This window comes from Paenibacillus sp. 3LSP (assembly GCF_032465655.1).
GTDB lineage: Bacteria > Bacillota > Bacilli > Paenibacillales > Paenibacillaceae > Fontibacillus > Fontibacillus barengoltzii.
On the sequence record NZ_JAWDJI010000169.1, the window covers coordinates 34,079 to 52,125 of the forward strand.

Sequence of the window (18,047 nt, forward strand, 5' to 3'; positions counted from 1 at the left end):
CCTCCTAATCCTGCTTAACCAAGCCGCGCTCAGCCATTTTTTGCTTTAATACCGGCATCAGTAAGCGCCCTGAAATCTCCGCTTCCTCCAAATGAGGATAACCGGACAAAATAAACGAAGTCACACCAAGATCCACGAACTCAAATATTCGGTCTGCAATCTGCTCCGCTGTACCAACAAAAGCGACGGCACCGCCTCCGCGGATCGCTGACAATCCCGCCCACATATTTGGCGCAATCACATAATCGTCCTGAATCGATTGATGATACAGATCCATTTGCCGGTTTTGACCTACGGCATCGGTTTTCGCATGCAGCTTTTCTCTGGACTGAATGAGCTCTGGATCGGCTTTGCTTAATAGCTTCCAGGCCGCAGCCCAGGCTTCTTCCTCTGTTTCTCGGACAACTATTTGAGCACGCATGCCATACCTTAATGTGCGTTTGATCCCCTGCTCTCTCTCAAGTTCTTGCAGATAGTCTTTCATTTCTTCGATTTGCGATCGAATCCATTGAAGGGGCTCAGCCCACATTAAATAGACATCCGCGGTCAAAGCTGCCGTCTTCTTGCCGGCAACCGAGCTTCCTCCAAAATAGATGGGAGGATGAGGCTGCTGCAAGACAAGGGGCTGACAGGAGCCGCCTTCAATAAGATAATGCTTGCCCTCAAAGTTAAACCCTCCATCCTTCGCATCCCCTGCTTCCCATACCCCCTTGACTACCTTCACAAATTCCAGTGTCCGTTCGTACCGTGCATCATGCTGGTCATACAACGGATCGCCGCAAGCCTTCAAGTCCTGTGGATAATGACCGGTCACAACGTTGAACATCGTTCTACCGCCGGTCATTTGGTCCAATGTGGCTGCATTGCGGGCTGCAAGAACGGGTGTGATTAGGCCTGGACGCAAGGCAACTAAACTCTTAAGCTTCGAAGTATGAGCAGCGATCCAGCTCCCAACGACAAAACCATCCCAGCAATCGCCCCCGGTTGGGATCAGGACAAACTCATAGCCCGCATGTTCCGCTGCCTTGGCAATCTCTGTCAGATACTCCGGAGAAGCCGGCCGTTGCGGAGGAATCCCTACATATTCGCCATCTCCGGTGGTAGGCAGGAACCATCCGAATTCCACATGCTGCTGTTCTGACATGACTTCGCCTCCATGTGAAAAATAAATAATTATTTTCCTATGTTTTTACTAGGTTTAATATGATATAAGTTAGAGTACACAAAGTTGTCACAAGTGTCTATGTCCTTTTGTTGCAGATTGATTTGTCTCTTTGTGGGGGAGTACCAGGCTTAAGGGGAGTGAGTGCAGTGGAATTGGTAAAGGGGATTCAACTTGAACATTGGAACGAACATGAGCATGAGTGGCTGGCGATTTATCCGCTTCAGCCGACCGATTTCGAGAAACAGCATGGAATTTGGCCGCTTCGCATCGGGGCGAACATTGCCAAGCCTCACTATCACATCGGACCACGTGTTACCCATAATTATTATTTGTTGTGCGTATTGGAAGGAACGGGCACTTTTATCCAACAGAAGAAGCAGTATCACCTTCAGCCTAATGATATCTTCTGCCTGTTTCCTCAAGTGATACATGAATATTATTGCGATCCTCAGCAACCCATCAAGAAGCTGATCTTGGCCTTTGACGGTAAACAAGCGCTGGCGACATTGGCGCGGCTAGGGCTGACACCGGAGCATCCGCATATGCCCAATCGCGTGGTGGATCGAACCATTTCGGCTTTTCTCAACTTAATTCATCAACACCAGCAGGCGCTCGCGCGCCTGCACGGGATGTATGCCATCTTTCAATCGTTGGAACTACCAACCCCGCTGGTTCTGCAGCAAGATCTAACTCTGGATTGGCTTGATAAAGGCAAGCAGCTCATCGAGCACCATTTTTCGGAACTAATTACCATTGAGGAGATCGCCACTTCGGTTGGCATCGAGCGAACGCATTTTTCCAAAATGTTTCGCAAAACCTATGGCACTTCTCCCGTTAATTACCTGCTCCAACTCAGAATGCAGGAGGCTCAGCTGCTCTTGCTTCATACCAATTACACTATTGCCGAAATCGCTAGAGCTGTAGGTTACCAAGACATTTCTTCCTTCTCAAAAGCGTTTAAGAAGCGATTAGGGATATCTCCAATCGAATATCGTACGAATGGGAAAAAGGAGCAAACGAGCTAATTCTCTTCCTTACGAATCAGTGTCGCGAACTTCCCCTTCACCTGTTCCGCCAACAGGTGAGGCGACAGCTCCATTTGCAGGCCGACTCGTCCTGCGGAGACAAGGAAGGTTTCCAGTTGTTCGGCCGTACGATCGATATAGGTCGGGAACAGCTTCTTCATACCAATCGGAGAGCAGCCGCCGCGGACATAGCCCGTGTATTGCTGCAAATCCTTAAGCGGCAGCATCTCGATCTTTTTGACCCCCGCAGCCTTAGCCGCCTTCTTCAGGTCCAGCTCCTCCGCAACCGGAATAATAAACACAAATAACGATGCGCCTTGATGAGCCACCAATGTTTTGTAAACTTGTTCGACGGGCTTGCCGATCTTCTCCGCCACCGCGGTTCCATGAATTTGTCCGTCCTCGGCATCGTATGCAAAGATGTGATAAGGTGTTTTCGATTTGTCCAGCATTCGCATGGCATTGGTTTTGACTTCGGCCATGGGTTCCACTCCTCTATACTTCCTGAGTTCTGTATTCAATATCGTAGCATTTTTGCAGGAAGCAGTACAGGCCGGGAACGGATGAAGTTGTTTTTTCCTATGCCGTTACGGGCGGCTTCGGTTCGGAAGAAAATGGATCGTTTACATCCCGCAAGGCATCCGCCTTTCCTCGGTTTAGGTTCAATGTCATCACGACAGCGATCCCTAAGCCAAAAAACAGCAGCAACGACAAGATCCCCATGCGCGAATTGCCAGTGATTTGTCCAATGAGCCCAAAAGCAAACGGCCCAAAGATCGAGGAAAACTTGCTCGTAATGTTAACGAAGCCAAAAAATTCGCCTGTCCGTTTCGGCGGCATCAGCTCGCTGAGAATCGTGCGGGAAATCGATTGGCTTCCCCCTTGCACAAGCCCCACCATAACAGCGAGTATGTAAAAATGCAGCGCGCTGCTCATGCCAAAGCCCAAGAGAACAATCACCACATAGGTCCACAGCGTGCCGATCAACACACGTTTGGAGCCGAGACGTGTTGCCGCTTTGCCGAGCAGGATCGTACTAGGGAATCCAACGAACTGCGTAATTAATAGAGCCAAAATCAAATCGCTGGTACCGATCCCCAAGGTCGTGCCGTAGATCGTGGCCATCAGGATGATTGTATTAATCCCATCATTGTAAAACCAGAAGGCCGCGATCATCCGAAACAGCTGCGGATAACGGCGAATATCCTTGAATGTACCGCGAAGCCGCTTGGAAGCAGCACGTACGTATCCTCCAGCCGTAAGACCGGTTGCTTGCTTTGGAAGGTTAGGGACATTCCGCATTAACGGCAGTGAGAAGACGAGCCACCAAAGCCCCACGGTCAAGAAAGAAAGCTGGGTGCCCGCAAGCTCATCCCTCATCCCAAACCAGTGCGACTGTTGGATCATCAGCAGGTTGACCGCCAGGAGGATCCCGCCGCCGATGTACCCGGCTGCATACCCTTTGGCTGAGACATCATCGCGTTTTGGCGAAGGTACCAAGTCCGGCAGTAACGCATCATAAAAGGTGAGGCTCCCCGAGAAGCCAACGGTCGTCACGACAAGCAAAGCCGAAGCGAGCAGCCAGTCCCCTGGGCCAACGAGCGCGAACCCCAACGTACCTACGATACCAAGCAGCGCAAACCAGGTCAGAAACGTTGTTTTGCGGCCGGATAAATCCGCAATAGATCCCAGCAATGGAGAGATCACCGCCACCATCGCCATGCCGATGGAATGCGTATAGGCCAAATAGGAAGCCGCAGTCGTTTCACTTAACCCTTGCGCAGCCACCCCGGCATAAAAGATGGGCAGCACGGCAGCCAACACCGTTGTCGAATACGCGGAATTGGCCCAATCATACAGGATCCAAGCACGGATTGCCGATTTTTTCATTTGGGGCTTCCCCTTTCACGAACAAATGGTTAGATTATAATCAAATAACGTTAACAGCGTGTATCGTAATGGTTAGCGCTCAATTAAATCGTTATCGTAAAATAGACCCCTGAAACTTTCAACCTCAGTTTAGATAGAACGGAGAATGGACATGGCGGATACACTAAAATCGATTTATAGTGAGGAATTTCTGCGGGATTTCGGCAGCAAAGTGAAGGAAGCTTATGCCCCCTTCGATACGGATCGATTCGTGACTGACGTGATGGACGAAACTTGGGACAAGTTGGAGCTCAAGGCGCGGATGCGGCAGATCTCGTTAAAGCTGGGCGCTTTGTTGCCTGCCAGCTTTGGAGAAGCGCTGGACATCTTATATGCCATTGATGATACCTGCACGGGGTTCCCCTACCTGTTCTTTCCCGATTTCGTTGAAGTGTTTGGTCAGGCCGAAGCGGACTGGGAGCAGGCGATGCAAGCGCTGGAGCGCTTCACGTCTAAATCGTCCGCGGAGTTTGCCGTCCGTTCATTTATTGAACGGGACCCCGAGCGGATGATGCGGCAAATGTTAGCCTGGGCGAAGCATGACAACGAACACGTACGCCGCTTGGCCAGTGAAGGCTGCAGGCCGCGCCTGCCGTGGGGACAAGCCCTGCCGATGTTCAAACGTGACCCTGCGCCAATTTTGCCGATCCTGGAGCAACTGAAGGTTGATCCGAGCTTGTATGTTCGCAAAAGTGTGGCCAACAACCTGAACGACATCGCTAAGGACCATCCAGACCTAGTGCTGGAGATCGCCCGGCGCTGGAAAGGCTCCCATCCGCATACCGATTGGATCATTCGTCACGGCTGCCGGACGCTGATCCGACGCGGCGGCCCTGAGGTACTGGAGCTGTTCGGCTACGCCGCCGGCGAGGACAGTGAGCCTCTGACAACGTCTGCCTCGCTCGTAATTGAACCAAACGTACTGCGGATCGGTGAGGCCAGCGAGCTCCGTTACGAGCTGAACATCCGCTCAGGCGACCCGGCCAAGGTGCGCATTGAATACGGCATCGATTTCGTCAAAACCGGAGGCCGCACGTCGCGGAAGCTCTTTTTGCTGTCGGACAAAACGGTACCCGGCGGTTCACGTCTCAGCGGCACCCGGCGGCATAGCTGGGCTGACTTGTCCACCCGCCGTCATTACCCTGGTGAGCACCGCATCGTACTGCTGGTCAACGGCGTCGAAACGGCGGCAACCCAACTCACGCTGCAAGCGGGCGAAGCATAAGAAGCTAGCAGACAACCGGGGCAGCATGTAATACTTATACGTCTTGAATGCTAAAGAAAGACCTGATCGTAAGGAGTCAGGTCTTTTCGATGTTCGTATCCATTCAGTTGATTTCCGAAGGACTCGGTTGATCCGAAGCTCCCATCAGCGCTTGTCCAACTTTGGTTAGATGGTTCCGCATCAGGTCTGCCGCTGCCTGCGGGTTCTGCTTGCGGATCGCCTCCAGCATTTGGCGGTGCTCCTGGAACAGACGGTGGGCTGATTCCTGCTCGCTGAACAGCCACAGACTCCGGCTGTCGCGAATCGTTCGCATCATCATGGTGGAGATGCTTTCCATCATTTGACGGAGCAACGGATTTTGCGTTGCCTTGGCGATGGCCAAGTGAAAATTGACGTCATGCACCTGGCTGATTTCCTCGTTCCCGATCGCTTCCTCCATTAGAGCAACGATCTCCGAAAGTTCAGCCACATCGGCTTCACTCCGGTGGAGGGCTGCCAGCTCAATGCTTCCAACTTCCAAAATGCTGCGCACCTCCAGCAGTTGCTGCAGGTCCTCGCGGTTCTTGATTTGCTGGGCTGCCATTGATTCTAGTGCCTGCGCCCGGACGTAGGTTCCGCCTCCCTGCCGCGTCTCCAGCAGGCCCCGGGCTTTCAAATGGCTGATCGCTTCGCGGACGGTGGAACGGCCAACGCGATAGCGTTTGGCCATATTTTCGATTGTCTCCAGCTTCTCTCCTGGCTTCACCTTCCCGGTTGCAATGATCCGCTCCAGTTCCTCGGTGATGATTTCGTAATTTTTTTTGCCTAAATCCATGACTTCTCCCTCTTCCGGCCGCGGCCTTCCTAAAAACAATCATCATTCTTAAATTACAGTCTATACAATTTACCAGCGATATGGTAGATTTATTTCAAATTTAAAATTCATCTGATGACCTGATTAATCTAATAATTCGTTTATACCAGAAAACGGGAGGAATGTGAATTGATCAGTCCCGAATTGAAAGCGCAGCTTCAAGCCCTCGTCGGGGACAAATGGGTGTTGGACCGCCCGGCCGATCTATACGCCTATTCCTATGACGCTACGCCGATGTACCAAGCTATGCCTGACGCGGTCGTATTCCCTGCCTCGGCTCAAGAGGTTTCCGGCATTTTGCAGCTAGCGAATACCCACCAGATTCCGATTATCACTCGGGGGTCCGGTACCAACCTCGCTGGCAGCACCATTCCGATTCAGAGCGGGATCGTCCTTAACATGAACCGAATGAATCAAATCCACGAAATCGATACGGCAAATCTGACAGCGACCGTTGGTCCTGGAGTTGTCACCGCCAACTTGCATCATGCCGTCGAAGCGTTAGGCCTGTTCTATCCGCCAGACCCAGGGAGTATGCGGATTTCCACGATTGGCGGAAATATCGCCCAAGGGGCCGGCGGGATGCGCGGACTCAAGTACGGCGTAACGAAGGATTACGTGATGGGCCTAGAATACGTGCTGCCGTCGGGCGAGATTCTGCGCTGCGGCGGGAAGAACGTCAAGGACGTCGCCGGATATGATATGACGCGGCTGCTCGTTGGTTCCGAAGGAACGCTTGCCGTCATCACGGAAGTTACGCTCAAGCTGCTCCCATTGCCGGAAACGAAGCGAACCCTGGTCGCTTATTACCGGAATTTGGTGGATGCCGCTAAAACGGTCGAAGCCATCATCGCCTCGAAAATCATCCCGGCCACCGTAGAGTTCATGGATCAAGGAACGATGAAGGTCGTGGACGACTTCGCGAAGCTCGGTCTCCCTTTGGAAATGAAGTCGATGCTCCTGATTGAACAAGACGGGCCGGCCGAAGTCGTTAACCGCGATATCGAGCAGATCGCGACCATCGCCCAAGAACACGGCGCTGCCGGAGTTGAGGTGGCCAGCACACCCGAGGAAGGCGCGAAGCTGCTGGCGGCGCGGCGTGCGGCGTTATCGGCCCTCTCCCGACTGAAGCCGACCACGATTTTGGAGGACGCTACCGTACCACGGTCCCGTCTGGCGGAAATGGTCGAAGAAGTGGAACGGGTTGCCGAGAAATATGGGGTACAGATCTGTACGTTTGGTCATGCCGGTGACGGCAACCTTCATCCGACCTGTATGACTGATGAGCGGAACCGGGAGGAAATCGAACGCGTGGAAAAAGCGTTTGAGGAGATTTTTCACGCGGCGATTCGATTAGGAGGCACGATTACCGGGGAACACGGGGTTGGCTTGGCCAAGAAGGACTTCCTGCACCTGAAAACGGGTGAAGCCGGCCTGGAACTGATGCAGCGCCTCAAAGCTGCTTTTGATCCAAACGGTATTCTCAATCCCGGCAAAATCGTTAACTTTACAAATCGGCGGAGATTGGTGGTGCAACGATGAGCGGAGAAAAACATTCATTATCTAAGAATTTCTCCTCCCCTGCTTGCGGCGGAACAACGGTCCTCCCGATGACCCATACAGACAGCAACCGCCTGCAACCCTTTGATCTGGATGAAATCATGAACTGTATGCACTGCGGGTTTTGTCTGCCTACCTGCCCAACTTATCAGCAAACCGGGCTGGAAACGTACAGTCCCCGCGGACGGATTGCTTTAATGAAGGGCGTGGCCACCGGGCAGCTCCCGGTAAATGAGGAATTCGAGCAGCATATGAACGCTTGCCTGGGTTGTCGGGCTTGTGAAACGGCTTGTCCTGCGGGTGTGCCTTACGGGAGCTTGCTGGAAACCGCACGTCATGTTGTGCAGGAAACGAAACAAGAGACGGCGAAGCCCTCGGTACTGCGCAACTTGATTTTCGAACGGGTTTTCCCGTATCCGAAACGTGTTCGTCGTCTGGGCCATGTCCTATGGGGAGCTCAAGCGCTGGGTCTGCAATCCTTCGCCAATCGAACCGGTCTGATCCGGGTGTTGCCGAAGTCAATGCGCGAAATGCAGAAGGCGGTCGAAACAGTTGCTTCCCCGCGCGAACGCCGCAAGCGGGAGCAACACATGAAAGCCGAAGGCGAAACCAAACTCACGGTCGGCTTGTTCACCGGATGCGTCATGGATGTGATGTTCTTCGAGACGAATCAAGCGACGGCGCGGCTGTTAACCAAAGCCGGCTGCGACGTCGTGTTTGTCGAAGCACAGAACTGCTGCGGAGCGATGCACGCCCATTCCGGCGAGATGGCTGGCGCCAAAGAGCTAGCCAAGCGGAATATCGAAGCGTTTGAACAAGCCGGCGTTGACTTCATCGTGAACAATGCCGGAGGCTGCGGGGCGGCGTTAAAGGAATACGGGCACTGGTTCAAAGGCGATCCGGTGTGGGAGGAACGGGCCAAGCGGTTTGCTGCCCGCAACCGCGACGCGAATGAGCTGCTGGCCGAGCTCCCCCCTCTCCAATTCAGCAAGCCGCTGAATTACAAAGTCACGTATCAAGATTCCTGCCATCTGGCCCACGGTCAAGGTGTGCGTAACCAACCCCGTGAGCTGCTGCGCCGCATCCCGGGATTGGAGCTTGTGGAAATGCGTCATCCCGACAGCTGCTGCGGCTCAGCCGGGACGTACAACCTGACCCAATTTGAGATGTCGATGCAAATTTTGGACGACAAAATGGAAGAGGTCCGGGAGACGAAAGCTCACCTCATCGTCACCTCGAACCCGGGCTGTCTGCTGCAGATGAAACAAGGCATCTTGCGAGCTGGCTTGGATAAGCAAATGGAAGCCGTGCATATTATGGATCTGTTAGACCGGGCTCTGTAAGCTCTGCTTGGCTGATCAGAGCACAAGAAAAGGCGTTTCCCTTCATGGATGCAACCTGAAGGGAAACGCCTTTTGTGCACCGGGCGGCTTAGCCCCGCCCGGGCGTCAGCGCGCGCAGCGCCAGCATGACCGCGCCATAGGCCGCGTCATGCTTGGGCAGCGTGCAGGTGAGCCTCGGGAAGCGCTCGCTGAGCGCTTCCCTGACGCCCGCCTGCACGTGCGCGCTGCGGAGCAGCACGCTCCCGGCCAGCGCCAGCTCGCCCTCCTCCAGGGCGAGCCGGCTGGCCACGGGAGCGGCCAGCTCCGCCAGAGCGATCGCGCTGCGCCGCGCGATCGCCAGCGCCGTGCTGTCGCCAAGCTCGCAGGCTTGCGACAGCAGCGGGGCCAGTGCGGCAATGTCCTTCTTGTTCGTGTCCTTGCTGTACACGAACCCGATCAGCTGCCGCACCGAATCGATCTCCAGCTGCGCATAGACCAGCTCCGTGATCGCAGTGGGACCGCTCCGTCCGTCCGCCGCCCGGACGACCGCGCTCAGCAGCTCGCGGCCAATGAAATAGCCGCTGCCTTCATCATCGATCAGGTGACCGAAGCCCCCTGTTCGATGGGTTTCCCCGCGCGCGTTCCGCCCGAAGCAGATGGACCCGGTGCCGGCGATCAGGATCATGCCGATCGAGCGATCTAACGCCCCGCACAACGCGGTTTCGTGATCGCCTACCAAGTCGAGCCCGCCGCGGTAACCGCCGGAGCGGATCAGCGTTGTCAGCCGCTCCGCAACAGCCGGGTTGCTAATCCCCGCTGCGCCGAGACACATCTGCACACAATGATCAAGCCCGCCGCACACCTCGGTTGTAATCTGCAGCAGATGACCTAGCGTTTGTTCCACTGGTCCGGCATCCTGACCGTTGAGATTCAGCGGACCGACGGCGAAGGAGCGAACGATGTTCCCTGTCTCATCGGCAACCGTTGCTTTCGTTTTCGTACCGCCGCCGTCGATGCCAACGACATATCTCATTTGAATCCAGCCTCCCCTCAGGCATAGAGGTGATATTGCTGCTTCATCGCAGCGAACGCCCGGCTCTCTTCCCGGAACTGTTCCAATAGCTCCGGAAGCGGCAAAGTCCCTTCGCGAAGCAGCTTGTAGCCGCTCAGCATATCGATGAAGGACAAGCGGTTCTCCTGCATCGGCGGCAGGAAAGCAAATTCCTCGTAGTTTCGACGAATGGTATCCAGCAGGATATATCCGGTCTCCACCGCATGCAGCGCCCGAGGATCGGTCACATACAACTGGACGCCGCCGCAGAGCTCCCTCTCGTGTTTGGAGGTCGTCGGCTTAAAATACACCGGCCGGAACAGCACGCCCGGCAATCGCTTCGCATTCATTTCCGCGGCCAGCTGCTCCGGCTGAATATAAGGCGCACCGATCATTTCAAACGGGAACGTCGTGCCGCGCCCCTCGGATAGATTTGTCCCTTCAAACAAGCAGGTGCCCCCATACAGCAAGGCGGTCTCAAACCTAGGCATATTGAGCGACGGATGTACCCAGATCCGCCCGGTTTCCGGATAGAGCATGCTCCGGTCCCAGCCTCGGCACGGGATCACATGCAATTCGGCATTCCAGCCCATTTGCTCGTTGACCATGCGGGCCACTTCCCCGGCAGTTAAACCGTACCGTACACAAAGTGGATAGTTGCCGACAAACGACTCAAACCCCGGCTTAAGCACATTGCCTTCCACCGTAACACCATCCAGCGGATTCACTCGATCCAGCACGACAAAAGGCTTGCCCGCTGCCGCACAATCCTCCAGCGCGTAAAGCATGGTATAGATGTAAGTATAGTATCGAATACCTACATCCTGAATATCATAGACGACGGCATCAACCTCATCGAGCATCTCCGGTGTCAGCCGCTTGGAATCTTGTCGGTAAAGGCTATGTACCGGCACCCCCGTGATCGGATCGATGTAGCTGTCGACCAGCGCACCAGCGGCCTGATCTCCGCGAACCCCGTGCTCGGGCGAGAATAAGGCCGTCAGATGAAACTGGTCATGCAGCACCTGAATTGTAGACCTAAAATCCGAGGTAAGGCCGGTCGGCGCTGTAATTAACCCCAGCCGATGGCCTTGCAGCAGATTGGCATATTCCGAAAGCCGATCAATCCCGTTTTCCACCATCCTATTAACATCCCCTCTCTACAATTGCACGTTGACCGACCGTCGAATTACCGCTTGGGAACTGAATAGCTGATCTTCCCCATCACCACGGGATGAGCGGCGCCGGTGACCCGCGGGAGATTGTTCGGCACCCCATCCAGCGTGCAGCCCGCTAATAACGCAAACGCTACCGCCTCTTTGGCGTCGCTGTGAAAGCCCAGCTCTTCCTGCGTCATCACAGCAACCCCCATCGCGTTCATCTCGTCCGCCAGCATGCTCATCAGCACTGGGTTATAGCTCCCGCCTCCCCCAACAATCAACACATCGGCTGCATGCTGGGCCCGAACAAACCGGCGATATCCTTCACCAATCGTCCAGGCCGTAAGCCGGGTGACCGTAGCCACCAGATCCTCTGCTGAATGACCATACCGTGCCTGGTACTCTAACAGACGGTCAATGTAGGCCGCATTAAACAGCTCTCGTCCGGTTGACTTCGGAATCGGCTGCTCGTAGTAAGGCTCCTGCATTAATTCTTCAAGCAGCCTGGCATGCACTTGGCCGCGCCGGGCCAGACTTCCGCCAACATCCATCGTGGCTGCGCCTCGAGTCAGACGCGTCACCACACCATCGATCAATACGTTCCCGGGCCCCGTATCAAATGCATACACCTCATCTGATCGACAGTTCTGGGGAAGAACGGTCATATTTCCGATCCCTCCGATATTTTGCAACAGCAGCGTCCGCTTCTCCTCACGATACAGCAAATATTCCGTATATGGTACCAGCGGAGCTCCTTGGCCTCCCACGGCCATATCTGCGACGCGAAAATCAGAGACGCAAGGGATTCCTGTCCAGGCTGCAATCACCGCCCCTTCCCCGATTTGAACGGTATACCGTAAATCGAGGCCCTCCACGAGGCTCGCGTTCGGCGCATGATAAATGGTTTGGCCATGGGAGCCAATCCAGGCGATTTCACCGGGAGTTAACCCGGCTTTCCGAATCACCGCCAGCGCCGCTTGGGCGAACAACTCACCCAGCCACACGTTCAGACGACCTACCCGGTCGATCGTCGCTTGCCGGGGATCAAACATGGCAAAGATCTCTGCCCGAACCTGATCTGAATATGGCGTGTTTTCGTACGCTACCAATCGGACTTCCGGTTTTTCACTTCCATCTAGGTCACCGCGAATGGCGATCACAGCAGCATCGATGCCATCGACCGAGGTTCCTGACATCAAACCTACCGCATAGCGGTAAGCCGCAGAAGTTCCGCGAGGACGTCCCATCCCCTCACCTCCAGGTTCATCCCTTCACCGCGCCAACCGTGACGCCTTCCAGGAAATATTTTTGCAAGCTGAAGAACAAGATGAACATCGGCAAGGCCGAGATCGTCGCCCCCGCCATCATCGGAGCGAAATACGTGGTGTTCGCGAAACGGAAGTTTTTGAGCCCTACCTGAATCGTTTGCATGTCCATCGTGTTCGTAACCAGAAACGGCCAGAAGAACGTGTTCCAGCTATCCATAAAGGTGAGAATGGCCATGACCGCCATCACGGTTTTGGAGAGAGGGAGAACGATCTTCGTGAACATCTGAAGCTGGTTGCAGCCTTCCACCTTCGCGCATTCTAAAATTTCGGACGGAATGGAAGTCATGAACTGCTTGGCAAGAAAGATGTTAAATACGGTGACAAGACCAGGCATAATCAACGCACCGTACGTATTTTCAATCTGAAATACGTTCACGATCAAAATGTAAAGCGGCACCTGAGTCACTTGATACGGAATCATCATCGCACAGAGCATGATCGAAAACAACAGCGATCTGCCGCGAAAACGGATTTTGGAGAAGGCGTAACCCGCCAAGGTCGCAAAGAGGACATTCGACACCATCACGCTGGTCGCCACAATTAGCGAATTCAACAACCAGCGATAGGAATACTCGCTATAGTCGAAGAAAAACTTGTAGGAATCCAGCGATATTTTGCCCGGCCACAACGAATAGCTTAAGGCCCCCGCTTCCACAGGATCACCGAAGGAGGAAATGATCATGAAGTAGATCGGAAACAGCGTCGCCAGCGCAAAAAGCAGAAGAACGATCATGAGCCCTGCGTTGCGGATTCGCCTCACGTATGGATGGCCGGTATGATTACTGTATAGTGCCATGGGTTCATCCTCCCTCCCACGCTAATATTCGATGTCGTTGCCCATAAATTTGAACTGGAGCAGGGAAATGCTTGCAATAATCACCGTTAGAATCAAGGATTGTGCCGCCGCCTCTCCGAATTCAAAATACTTGAAGGCATTGTTAAAAATCAGCAACCCCACCATCGTGGTCGCGTTATCCGGACCGCCTCCAGTCATCAGATAAGCGTTCTGGAACACCTGGAAAGAACCGATTACGCCGGTCACCAGCAGGAACAACGTTGTTGGCTTAAGGCAGGGAATTACAATGTACCAGATCTTCTGGAGGAACGATGCCCCATCCAGCTCCGCCGCTTCATAGTAACTATGATCAATGCCAAGCAGCGCCGCCAAATAGATGATAATGCTCGTGCCGTGACTGGACAGCCAGGCCATCAACACCAGCGAGAACATCGCCGTTGAGCTGGAGCCCAGCCAGTTCTGGTTCGTGATGCCAAACAAGCCCAGCAGCTGGTTTAAGATCCCGCTCGTCATTGGATCAAAGATCCAGAGCCAGACAACCGACAGGGCTACACCGGATGCCACCGCCGGCAAATAATAGATCGCTTTAAAGGTCGTTTGCATTCCTTTACGCAGCGGATGGATCATGATGGCGATCACAAAAGACAGGAACAAAGAGACCGGAACAGTTAAAACAGTATAAACAATCGTGTTCTTGATCGATTTCCAAAATAAGCTGTCAGTGAAGGTATTTGCATAATTCTCCCATCCGACAAACTGGGAACCCAGCGGTTTGTATTCCTGAAAACTGATAATCAAAGCGCTGACAACAGGATAGGCGGTAAATACGGCGTAGACGACCAGCGCCACGGCGATAAAAGCGTATGCCCAGCTCGTGTCACCTTTGATCCGCAGCATTTTCTTCTTGGTTGGGCCTGTCGTCCGCATTTTTGCCAACTGGGCCATCGTGTCCAAACTCCTTTTCGCTAGTGTAAAAAAACGGTTCGGATAGCCGCAGACCTTCCCCACGGCTATCCGATCCTCCATTGGTTAGTCGATCACTACGCCGTCTTCCCCAAACATCTTGATCGCTTCTTTTTTGACGGCTTCGTACATTTCCTCCGGCGTAATCTCATCAGCCAACAAGGCTTGCAGCTTCGGAATGATCACTTCATCCTCCAGCTTGATCGCCTGGGCGCCAAGCTCCACCGGGATATCCGGACGTGCCGGATTGGCGTGGGATAACAAAGTTTCGACTGCGGCAACGTTATCCGGATTCCGGTTCACCGTCAGGTCCTTCGCCGCTTCTCTGCCGCTCTTGGTAATGTGCGCCGCAAACAGGTCATTGTTCGTCAATGCCGCTACTTTGCCGCTGGCCAGATAGTAGGCCGCCTTCACGACGTTAGCTTTATGCTCGGCGCTGGGTTCCTTCTTGCCGCGGAAGGTGACATAACCGTCCACGACTGTGCTGGAGACCGGCTCTTGGCCCAGGAACGTGGGGACAGGAAGGACAATGTACTCAACCGGAATGCTGCCAGCGACCGCACTGCCGTCATTGGCCTTCAGCTTCTCATTGTTTTGATTTGCCGAGTTCTCGAAGGTGGCCAGCCCTTTCCCGGTAATCATCGTTTGACCGGTCAGGAACATGTTCCAGCGTTTGCCGGCATCGACGGAACTCAGCTCCTTCGGCATCGAGCCGTCATCGATCATTTGCCGTACCGCCTTCAGCACTTCCAAGTAATTTTTGCTGGTGTAAGCAAATTTCAAGTCTTTGGTGAACGCGGCAGGCATCCCGGCATTTTTAATGAGGATGTTCAGATAATCCTTAGCCGTCACCCCGGCGGTTGCGAACACGAAGCCATACCGTTTGATCGTATCGCCTTCCTTCACAACGCCTTTTTTGATCGCTTCACGGAACTCTTCGTATGTCCAACCGTTTTGCTGTACGCTTTTCCAATCAATCCCTGCTTCTTCAAGGAACTGTTTGTTACCGCCAAGGGCGTGAACCTCCATATAGGCCGGGAACCCGTACAGTCCATCTGCTTTCTTCATATACTCGAGCGGCGTTGGATCAAAGTCCGCGACCATTTCCGGCGTTACGGTATCGGTGATGTCCATCAACATCCCTTGCTGCACGTATTTGGAGATCCCATCCGAGCCGATAAAGGCAATGTCTGGGGGACTGCCGGCATTCACCTGCGTATCCAGCTTTTGTGTCATGTCCTCCCAGCTGGCCGGTTCAATTTTTAAAGTTAAATTGGGATACAGGGCGTTAAAATCTTTCTCAATTTCCTCAAATCGACTTTGGAAGTTGCCTGAAACCGGCGGAAGTAACGCGGTGATCGTGTCTTTGGCCTCGGCAGGCGCTTCAGCGGAGCTATTGGTGTTGTTGGGAGTCGCGGAATCGCCGCCGTTTGCGGCTTTGTTCCCCGACCCGCATGCCGTCAATAAGCTGATCGACATGGTTAATGCCAATACAGATGCCCATACATGCATTTTTCTCATCGCCAAAAATCCTCCCCCTGGATAATCGTGTTAAACCACTTTGTTTTGTGTGCGAATCGCCAGCTTGAGATTACCGTCACACTCGGTTAATCGACGCTCAGCCTCCTTGGCCTCCATCCCCGTCTTGATCATCAGGATCGCAAGCTTGCAGTTCAGTGATGCCTCCTCCAGCACTTTCGCTGCGGTGGCACTGTCGACACCGGTGGCGATTTTGAGGATGCGGATAGAACGGTCATACAGCTTCTTGTTGCTCGCCTTCAAGTCCACCATCAGGTTATTGTACGTCTTCCCCAGCTTCACCATCGTGCAGGTCGTGAGCATGTTAAGCACCAGCTTCTGTGCCGTTCCTGCCTTCAGACGGGTAGAGCCCATAATTGCTTCCGGTCCTACCACAGGTGAGATACAAATATCGCAGACTGCCTCCAGCTTGGATGCCTTGTTGTTGACGATGCCAATGGTCGCTGCCCCCAGCTCAGCAGCTTTCTTCAAGCTCGCAATGACGAAGCCGGCGCTGCCGCTGGCCGAAATACCGATCACTGCATCCTTGTTCGTCACCCCAAGCCGTTCGATTAATGCCATCCCCTCCTCCTCGTTATCCTCATAACCTTCGACCGCTGCTCTTAAAGCGATGTCTCCACCGGCGATATGCCCTTGCACCAGCTCAGGATCAACGCCGAAGGTTGGTGGACATTCTGAAGCATCCAGCACCCCCAATCTGCCCGAGGTCCCTGCCCCGATATAAAACATTCTCCCCCCCTGCTTCAGCAGTTGGTGTAGAAGATCCACCGCCTTGGAGATCTGCGGAATTTCCGCAGCCACAGAGGCGGGTACCGTGGCATCCTCCCGATTCAGCAGACGCAGCATTTCTTCGGTCGAGCATTCATCAATCCTTAACGTATTTTGGTTGATAGCCTCCGTCGTCAGCCCAGCATAGTATTCTTCCATGGCGTCTTCATTCTCCTCACTGATGATCTGGTTTGATCCACCCTTTACTTGAGTCTTAGTTTACGGTGGTAAACTTTACCACGTCAATAGATTTTGAAATAAAATTTTACTATGTAATATATTTTTGATTTTTTACTCCTTTTTTCAACAAAAAAAGACATCGGATCGTCAAGATCCCATGTCTAATGTCAGCTTGTTTCCTTTATCTTTTGTGCTTCGCGGCTAAGATACTATGCGTCTTGGTCAAATACTTCTTCACATGTTGATATTCTGCACTGGCCACTCCGGCAAACAGCATGTCTATGATCGTCAGCATCGCAATCCGAGAGCCCATCGCCCCGCTGCGCATGGTGATCTCCGGTGTGGAGATGCCGAGCAGGATATCCGCCTTATCGGCAAGCTCGCTTTTGTTGTATTTGGTAATGGCGACCGTTGTCGCGTTGTTCTTCTTGGCAATCTCCAGTGTCTCTATAATTTCCAGGGTACTACCGGAGTTTGAGACGAAGATAGCAACGTCACCTTTGCCAAGCAATGTCGCCGCAGTCAACTGACTATGACCATCGGTGTACGCATGGCACATTTTATTAATTCGTGAAAATTTCTGTTCCCCGTCCTGGCACACCAATCCGGAGGCGCCGATCCCAAAGAACACGATGCGGTTAGAGGCTCGAAGCGCTTTAACGGCACGAGCAACCTCGCCGCGATCCAGCACACTTAACGTATCCTCAATCGACTTCATATTGTTGCGCGAAATGTTGGCGATAATCGTATCCAGGTCATCGCCCGGTTGGATATCGGTGTACTGGTCCTTCCGCTCGTCGTCCATCGAGCCAAGCGCTGCGGAAATACTGACGATAAAGCTGCGGTAACCGCTGTATCCCATCGTTTTGCAGAACCGAAGCACCGAAGCATCGCTTGTTTTGCTCAGCTTGGCCAAGCTTTTGATCGAAAGATGGGGAATGTCTTCTGTATTGGCGAGAATATATTCCGCGACCATGCGCTCGACCGGCGTCAGATTTTCCTTCATATCGCGAATCTTGATCAGGATATTATCATGAATAGCCATCTTCATTACCTACTTCACTATTTGGATATATTTACTAGACTTGCAATCATATCTTAAGCGCAAAGCTGACAAAAAACAAGCAAACCATGTGAATTTTTTTGGAAATTCATTTCATTCGTTTGAAATTATATTTTAAAG

Annotated in this window: 16 protein-coding genes; 4 read left to right on the forward strand and 12 right to left on the reverse strand. The window is 53.3% G+C overall.

The window, feature by feature from the left end; genetic code table 11:
• Window positions 1–4 precede the first annotated feature (4 nt).
• Window positions 5–1,144, reverse strand: a complete 1,140-nt coding sequence (locus RW092_RS14175) for an LLM class flavin-dependent oxidoreductase (protein WP_316010514.1) — start codon at window positions 1,142–1,144, stop codon at window positions 5–7.
• Window positions 1,145–1,311: 167 nt separating this feature from the next.
• Here RW092_RS14175 and RW092_RS14180 point away from each other — a divergent pair, with 167 nt between their 5' ends.
• Window positions 1,312–2,190 (forward strand): helix-turn-helix transcriptional regulator, encoded by an 879-nt coding sequence (locus tag RW092_RS14180; protein ID WP_254899698.1) that lies wholly within the window; start codon window positions 1,312–1,314, stop codon window positions 2,188–2,190.
• Here RW092_RS14180 and ybaK read toward each other — a convergent pair.
• Complete coding sequence (gene ybaK, locus RW092_RS14185) at window positions 2,187–2,672, reverse strand: Cys-tRNA(Pro) deacylase (RefSeq protein ID WP_028537718.1); 486 nt, start codon at window positions 2,670–2,672, stop codon at window positions 2,187–2,189. The genes RW092_RS14180 and ybaK overlap by 4 nt on opposite strands.
• A gap of 97 nt (window positions 2,673–2,769) precedes the next feature.
• Window positions 2,770–4,080, reverse strand: a complete 1,311-nt coding sequence (locus tag RW092_RS14190) for an MFS transporter (RefSeq protein WP_316010515.1) — start codon at window positions 4,078–4,080, stop codon at window positions 2,770–2,772.
• Window positions 4,081–4,231: 151 nt separating this feature from the next.
• Here RW092_RS14190 and RW092_RS14195 point away from each other — a divergent pair, with 151 nt between their 5' ends.
• Entirely contained in the window at window positions 4,232–5,344 is a 1,113-nt protein-coding gene (locus tag RW092_RS14195) for a DNA alkylation repair protein (RefSeq protein WP_316010516.1), read from the forward strand.
• Between the two features lie 103 nt (window positions 5,345–5,447).
• On the opposite strand, the gene RW092_RS14200 is transcribed toward RW092_RS14195, so the two are convergent.
• The gene (locus RW092_RS14200) at window positions 5,448–6,158 is read right to left on the reverse strand and encodes a FadR/GntR family transcriptional regulator (protein WP_316010517.1); all 711 of its coding nucleotides are present in this window, start codon (window positions 6,156–6,158) and stop codon (window positions 5,448–5,450) included.
• A gap of 168 nt (window positions 6,159–6,326) precedes the next feature.
• Between RW092_RS14200 and RW092_RS14205 the strand changes: the two genes are divergently transcribed.
• Window positions 6,327–7,739: an FAD-binding oxidoreductase gene (locus RW092_RS14205; RefSeq protein ID WP_316010518.1), complete on the forward strand. Its 1,413-nt coding sequence runs from the start codon at window positions 6,327–6,329 to the stop codon at window positions 7,737–7,739.
• Entirely contained in the window at window positions 7,736–9,100 is a 1,365-nt protein-coding gene (locus RW092_RS14210) for a (Fe-S)-binding protein (protein ID WP_316010519.1), read from the forward strand. Before RW092_RS14205 ends, RW092_RS14210 begins: the two co-directional genes overlap by 4 nt.
• Window positions 9,101–9,188: 88 nt before the next feature.
• Here the strand turns inward: RW092_RS14210 and RW092_RS14215 are convergent, their stop codons facing one another.
• The 8 genes from RW092_RS14215 to RW092_RS14250 all read right to left on the reverse strand — a co-directional run bounded on the left by RW092_RS14215 (window position 9,189) and on the right by RW092_RS14250 (window position 17,909).
• The gene (locus RW092_RS14215) at window positions 9,189–10,112 is read right to left on the reverse strand and encodes a BadF/BadG/BcrA/BcrD ATPase family protein (protein ID WP_316010520.1); all 924 of its coding nucleotides are present in this window, start codon (window positions 10,110–10,112) and stop codon (window positions 9,189–9,191) included.
• A 17-nt stretch (window positions 10,113–10,129) separates the two neighbouring features.
• Window positions 10,130–11,272, reverse strand: coding sequence for an exo-beta-N-acetylmuramidase NamZ family protein (locus tag RW092_RS14220; RefSeq protein ID WP_316010521.1), 1,143 nt, complete (start codon window positions 11,270–11,272; stop codon window positions 10,130–10,132).
• Between the two features lie 47 nt (window positions 11,273–11,319).
• The gene (locus RW092_RS14225) at window positions 11,320–12,537 is read right to left on the reverse strand and encodes an anhydro-N-acetylmuramic acid kinase (RefSeq protein ID WP_316010522.1); all 1,218 of its coding nucleotides are present in this window, start codon (window positions 12,535–12,537) and stop codon (window positions 11,320–11,322) included.
• A 16-nt stretch (window positions 12,538–12,553) separates the two neighbouring features.
• A complete protein-coding gene (locus RW092_RS14230) occupies window positions 12,554–13,414 on the reverse strand; it encodes a carbohydrate ABC transporter permease (protein ID WP_016311938.1) in 861 nt (286 codons plus the stop codon).
• 21 nt (window positions 13,415–13,435) lie between these two features.
• Complete coding sequence (locus RW092_RS14235) at window positions 13,436–14,359, reverse strand: carbohydrate ABC transporter permease (protein WP_016311937.1); 924 nt, start codon at window positions 14,357–14,359, stop codon at window positions 13,436–13,438.
• Between the two features lie 84 nt (window positions 14,360–14,443).
• The gene (locus RW092_RS14240; protein WP_028537709.1) at window positions 14,444–15,898 is read right to left on the reverse strand and encodes an ABC transporter substrate-binding protein; all 1,455 of its coding nucleotides are present in this window, start codon (window positions 15,896–15,898) and stop codon (window positions 14,444–14,446) included.
• Window positions 15,899–15,928: 30 nt separating this feature from the next.
• Window positions 15,929–16,843, reverse strand: a complete 915-nt coding sequence (gene murQ / locus RW092_RS14245; protein WP_028537708.1) for an N-acetylmuramic acid 6-phosphate etherase — start codon at window positions 16,841–16,843, stop codon at window positions 15,929–15,931.
• Window positions 16,844–17,045: 202 nt separating this feature from the next.
• Window positions 17,046–17,909, reverse strand: coding sequence for a MurR/RpiR family transcriptional regulator (locus RW092_RS14250; RefSeq protein WP_016311934.1), 864 nt, complete (start codon window positions 17,907–17,909; stop codon window positions 17,046–17,048).
• Window positions 17,910–18,047: the final 138 nt, after the last annotated feature.

Bases quoted from the DNA above. Each gene is read 5' to 3' on its own strand.
- RW092_RS14175 (WP_316010514.1), bottom strand. From the start codon at position 1,144: ATGTCAGAACAGCAGCATGTGGAATTCGGATGGTTCCTGCCTACCACC.
- ybaK (WP_028537718.1), bottom strand. From the start codon at position 2,672: ATGGCCGAAGTCAAAACCAATGCCATGCGAATGCTGGACAAATCGAAA.
- RW092_RS14190 (WP_316010515.1), bottom strand. From the start codon at position 4,080: ATGAAAAAATCGGCAATCCGTGCTTGGATCCTGTATGATTGGGCCAAT.
- RW092_RS14195 (WP_316010516.1), top strand. From the start codon at position 4,232: ATGGCGGATACACTAAAATCGATTTATAGTGAGGAATTTCTGCGGGAT.
- RW092_RS14200 (WP_316010517.1), bottom strand. From the start codon at position 6,158: ATGGATTTAGGCAAAAAAAATTACGAAATCATCACCGAGGAACTGGAG.
- RW092_RS14210 (WP_316010519.1), top strand. From the start codon at position 7,736: ATGAGCGGAGAAAAACATTCATTATCTAAGAATTTCTCCTCCCCTGCT.
- RW092_RS14215 (WP_316010520.1), bottom strand. From the start codon at position 10,112: ATGAGATATGTCGTTGGCATCGACGGCGGCGGTACGAAAACGAAAGCA.
- RW092_RS14220 (WP_316010521.1), bottom strand. From the start codon at position 11,272: ATGGTGGAAAACGGGATTGATCGGCTTTCGGAATATGCCAATCTGCTG.
- RW092_RS14225 (WP_316010522.1), bottom strand. From the start codon at position 12,537: ATGGGACGTCCTCGCGGAACTTCTGCGGCTTACCGCTATGCGGTAGGT.
- RW092_RS14230 (WP_016311938.1), bottom strand. From the start codon at position 13,414: ATGGCACTATACAGTAATCATACCGGCCATCCATACGTGAGGCGAATC.
- RW092_RS14235 (WP_016311937.1), bottom strand. From the start codon at position 14,359: ATGGCCCAGTTGGCAAAAATGCGGACGACAGGCCCAACCAAGAAGAAA.
- RW092_RS14240 (WP_028537709.1), bottom strand. From the start codon at position 15,898: ATGAGAAAAATGCATGTATGGGCATCTGTATTGGCATTAACCATGTCG.
- murQ (WP_028537708.1), bottom strand. From the start codon at position 16,843: ATGGAAGAATACTATGCTGGGCTGACGACGGAGGCTATCAACCAAAAT.
- RW092_RS14250 (WP_016311934.1), bottom strand. From the start codon at position 17,909: ATGGCTATTCATGATAATATCCTGATCAAGATTCGCGATATGAAGGAA.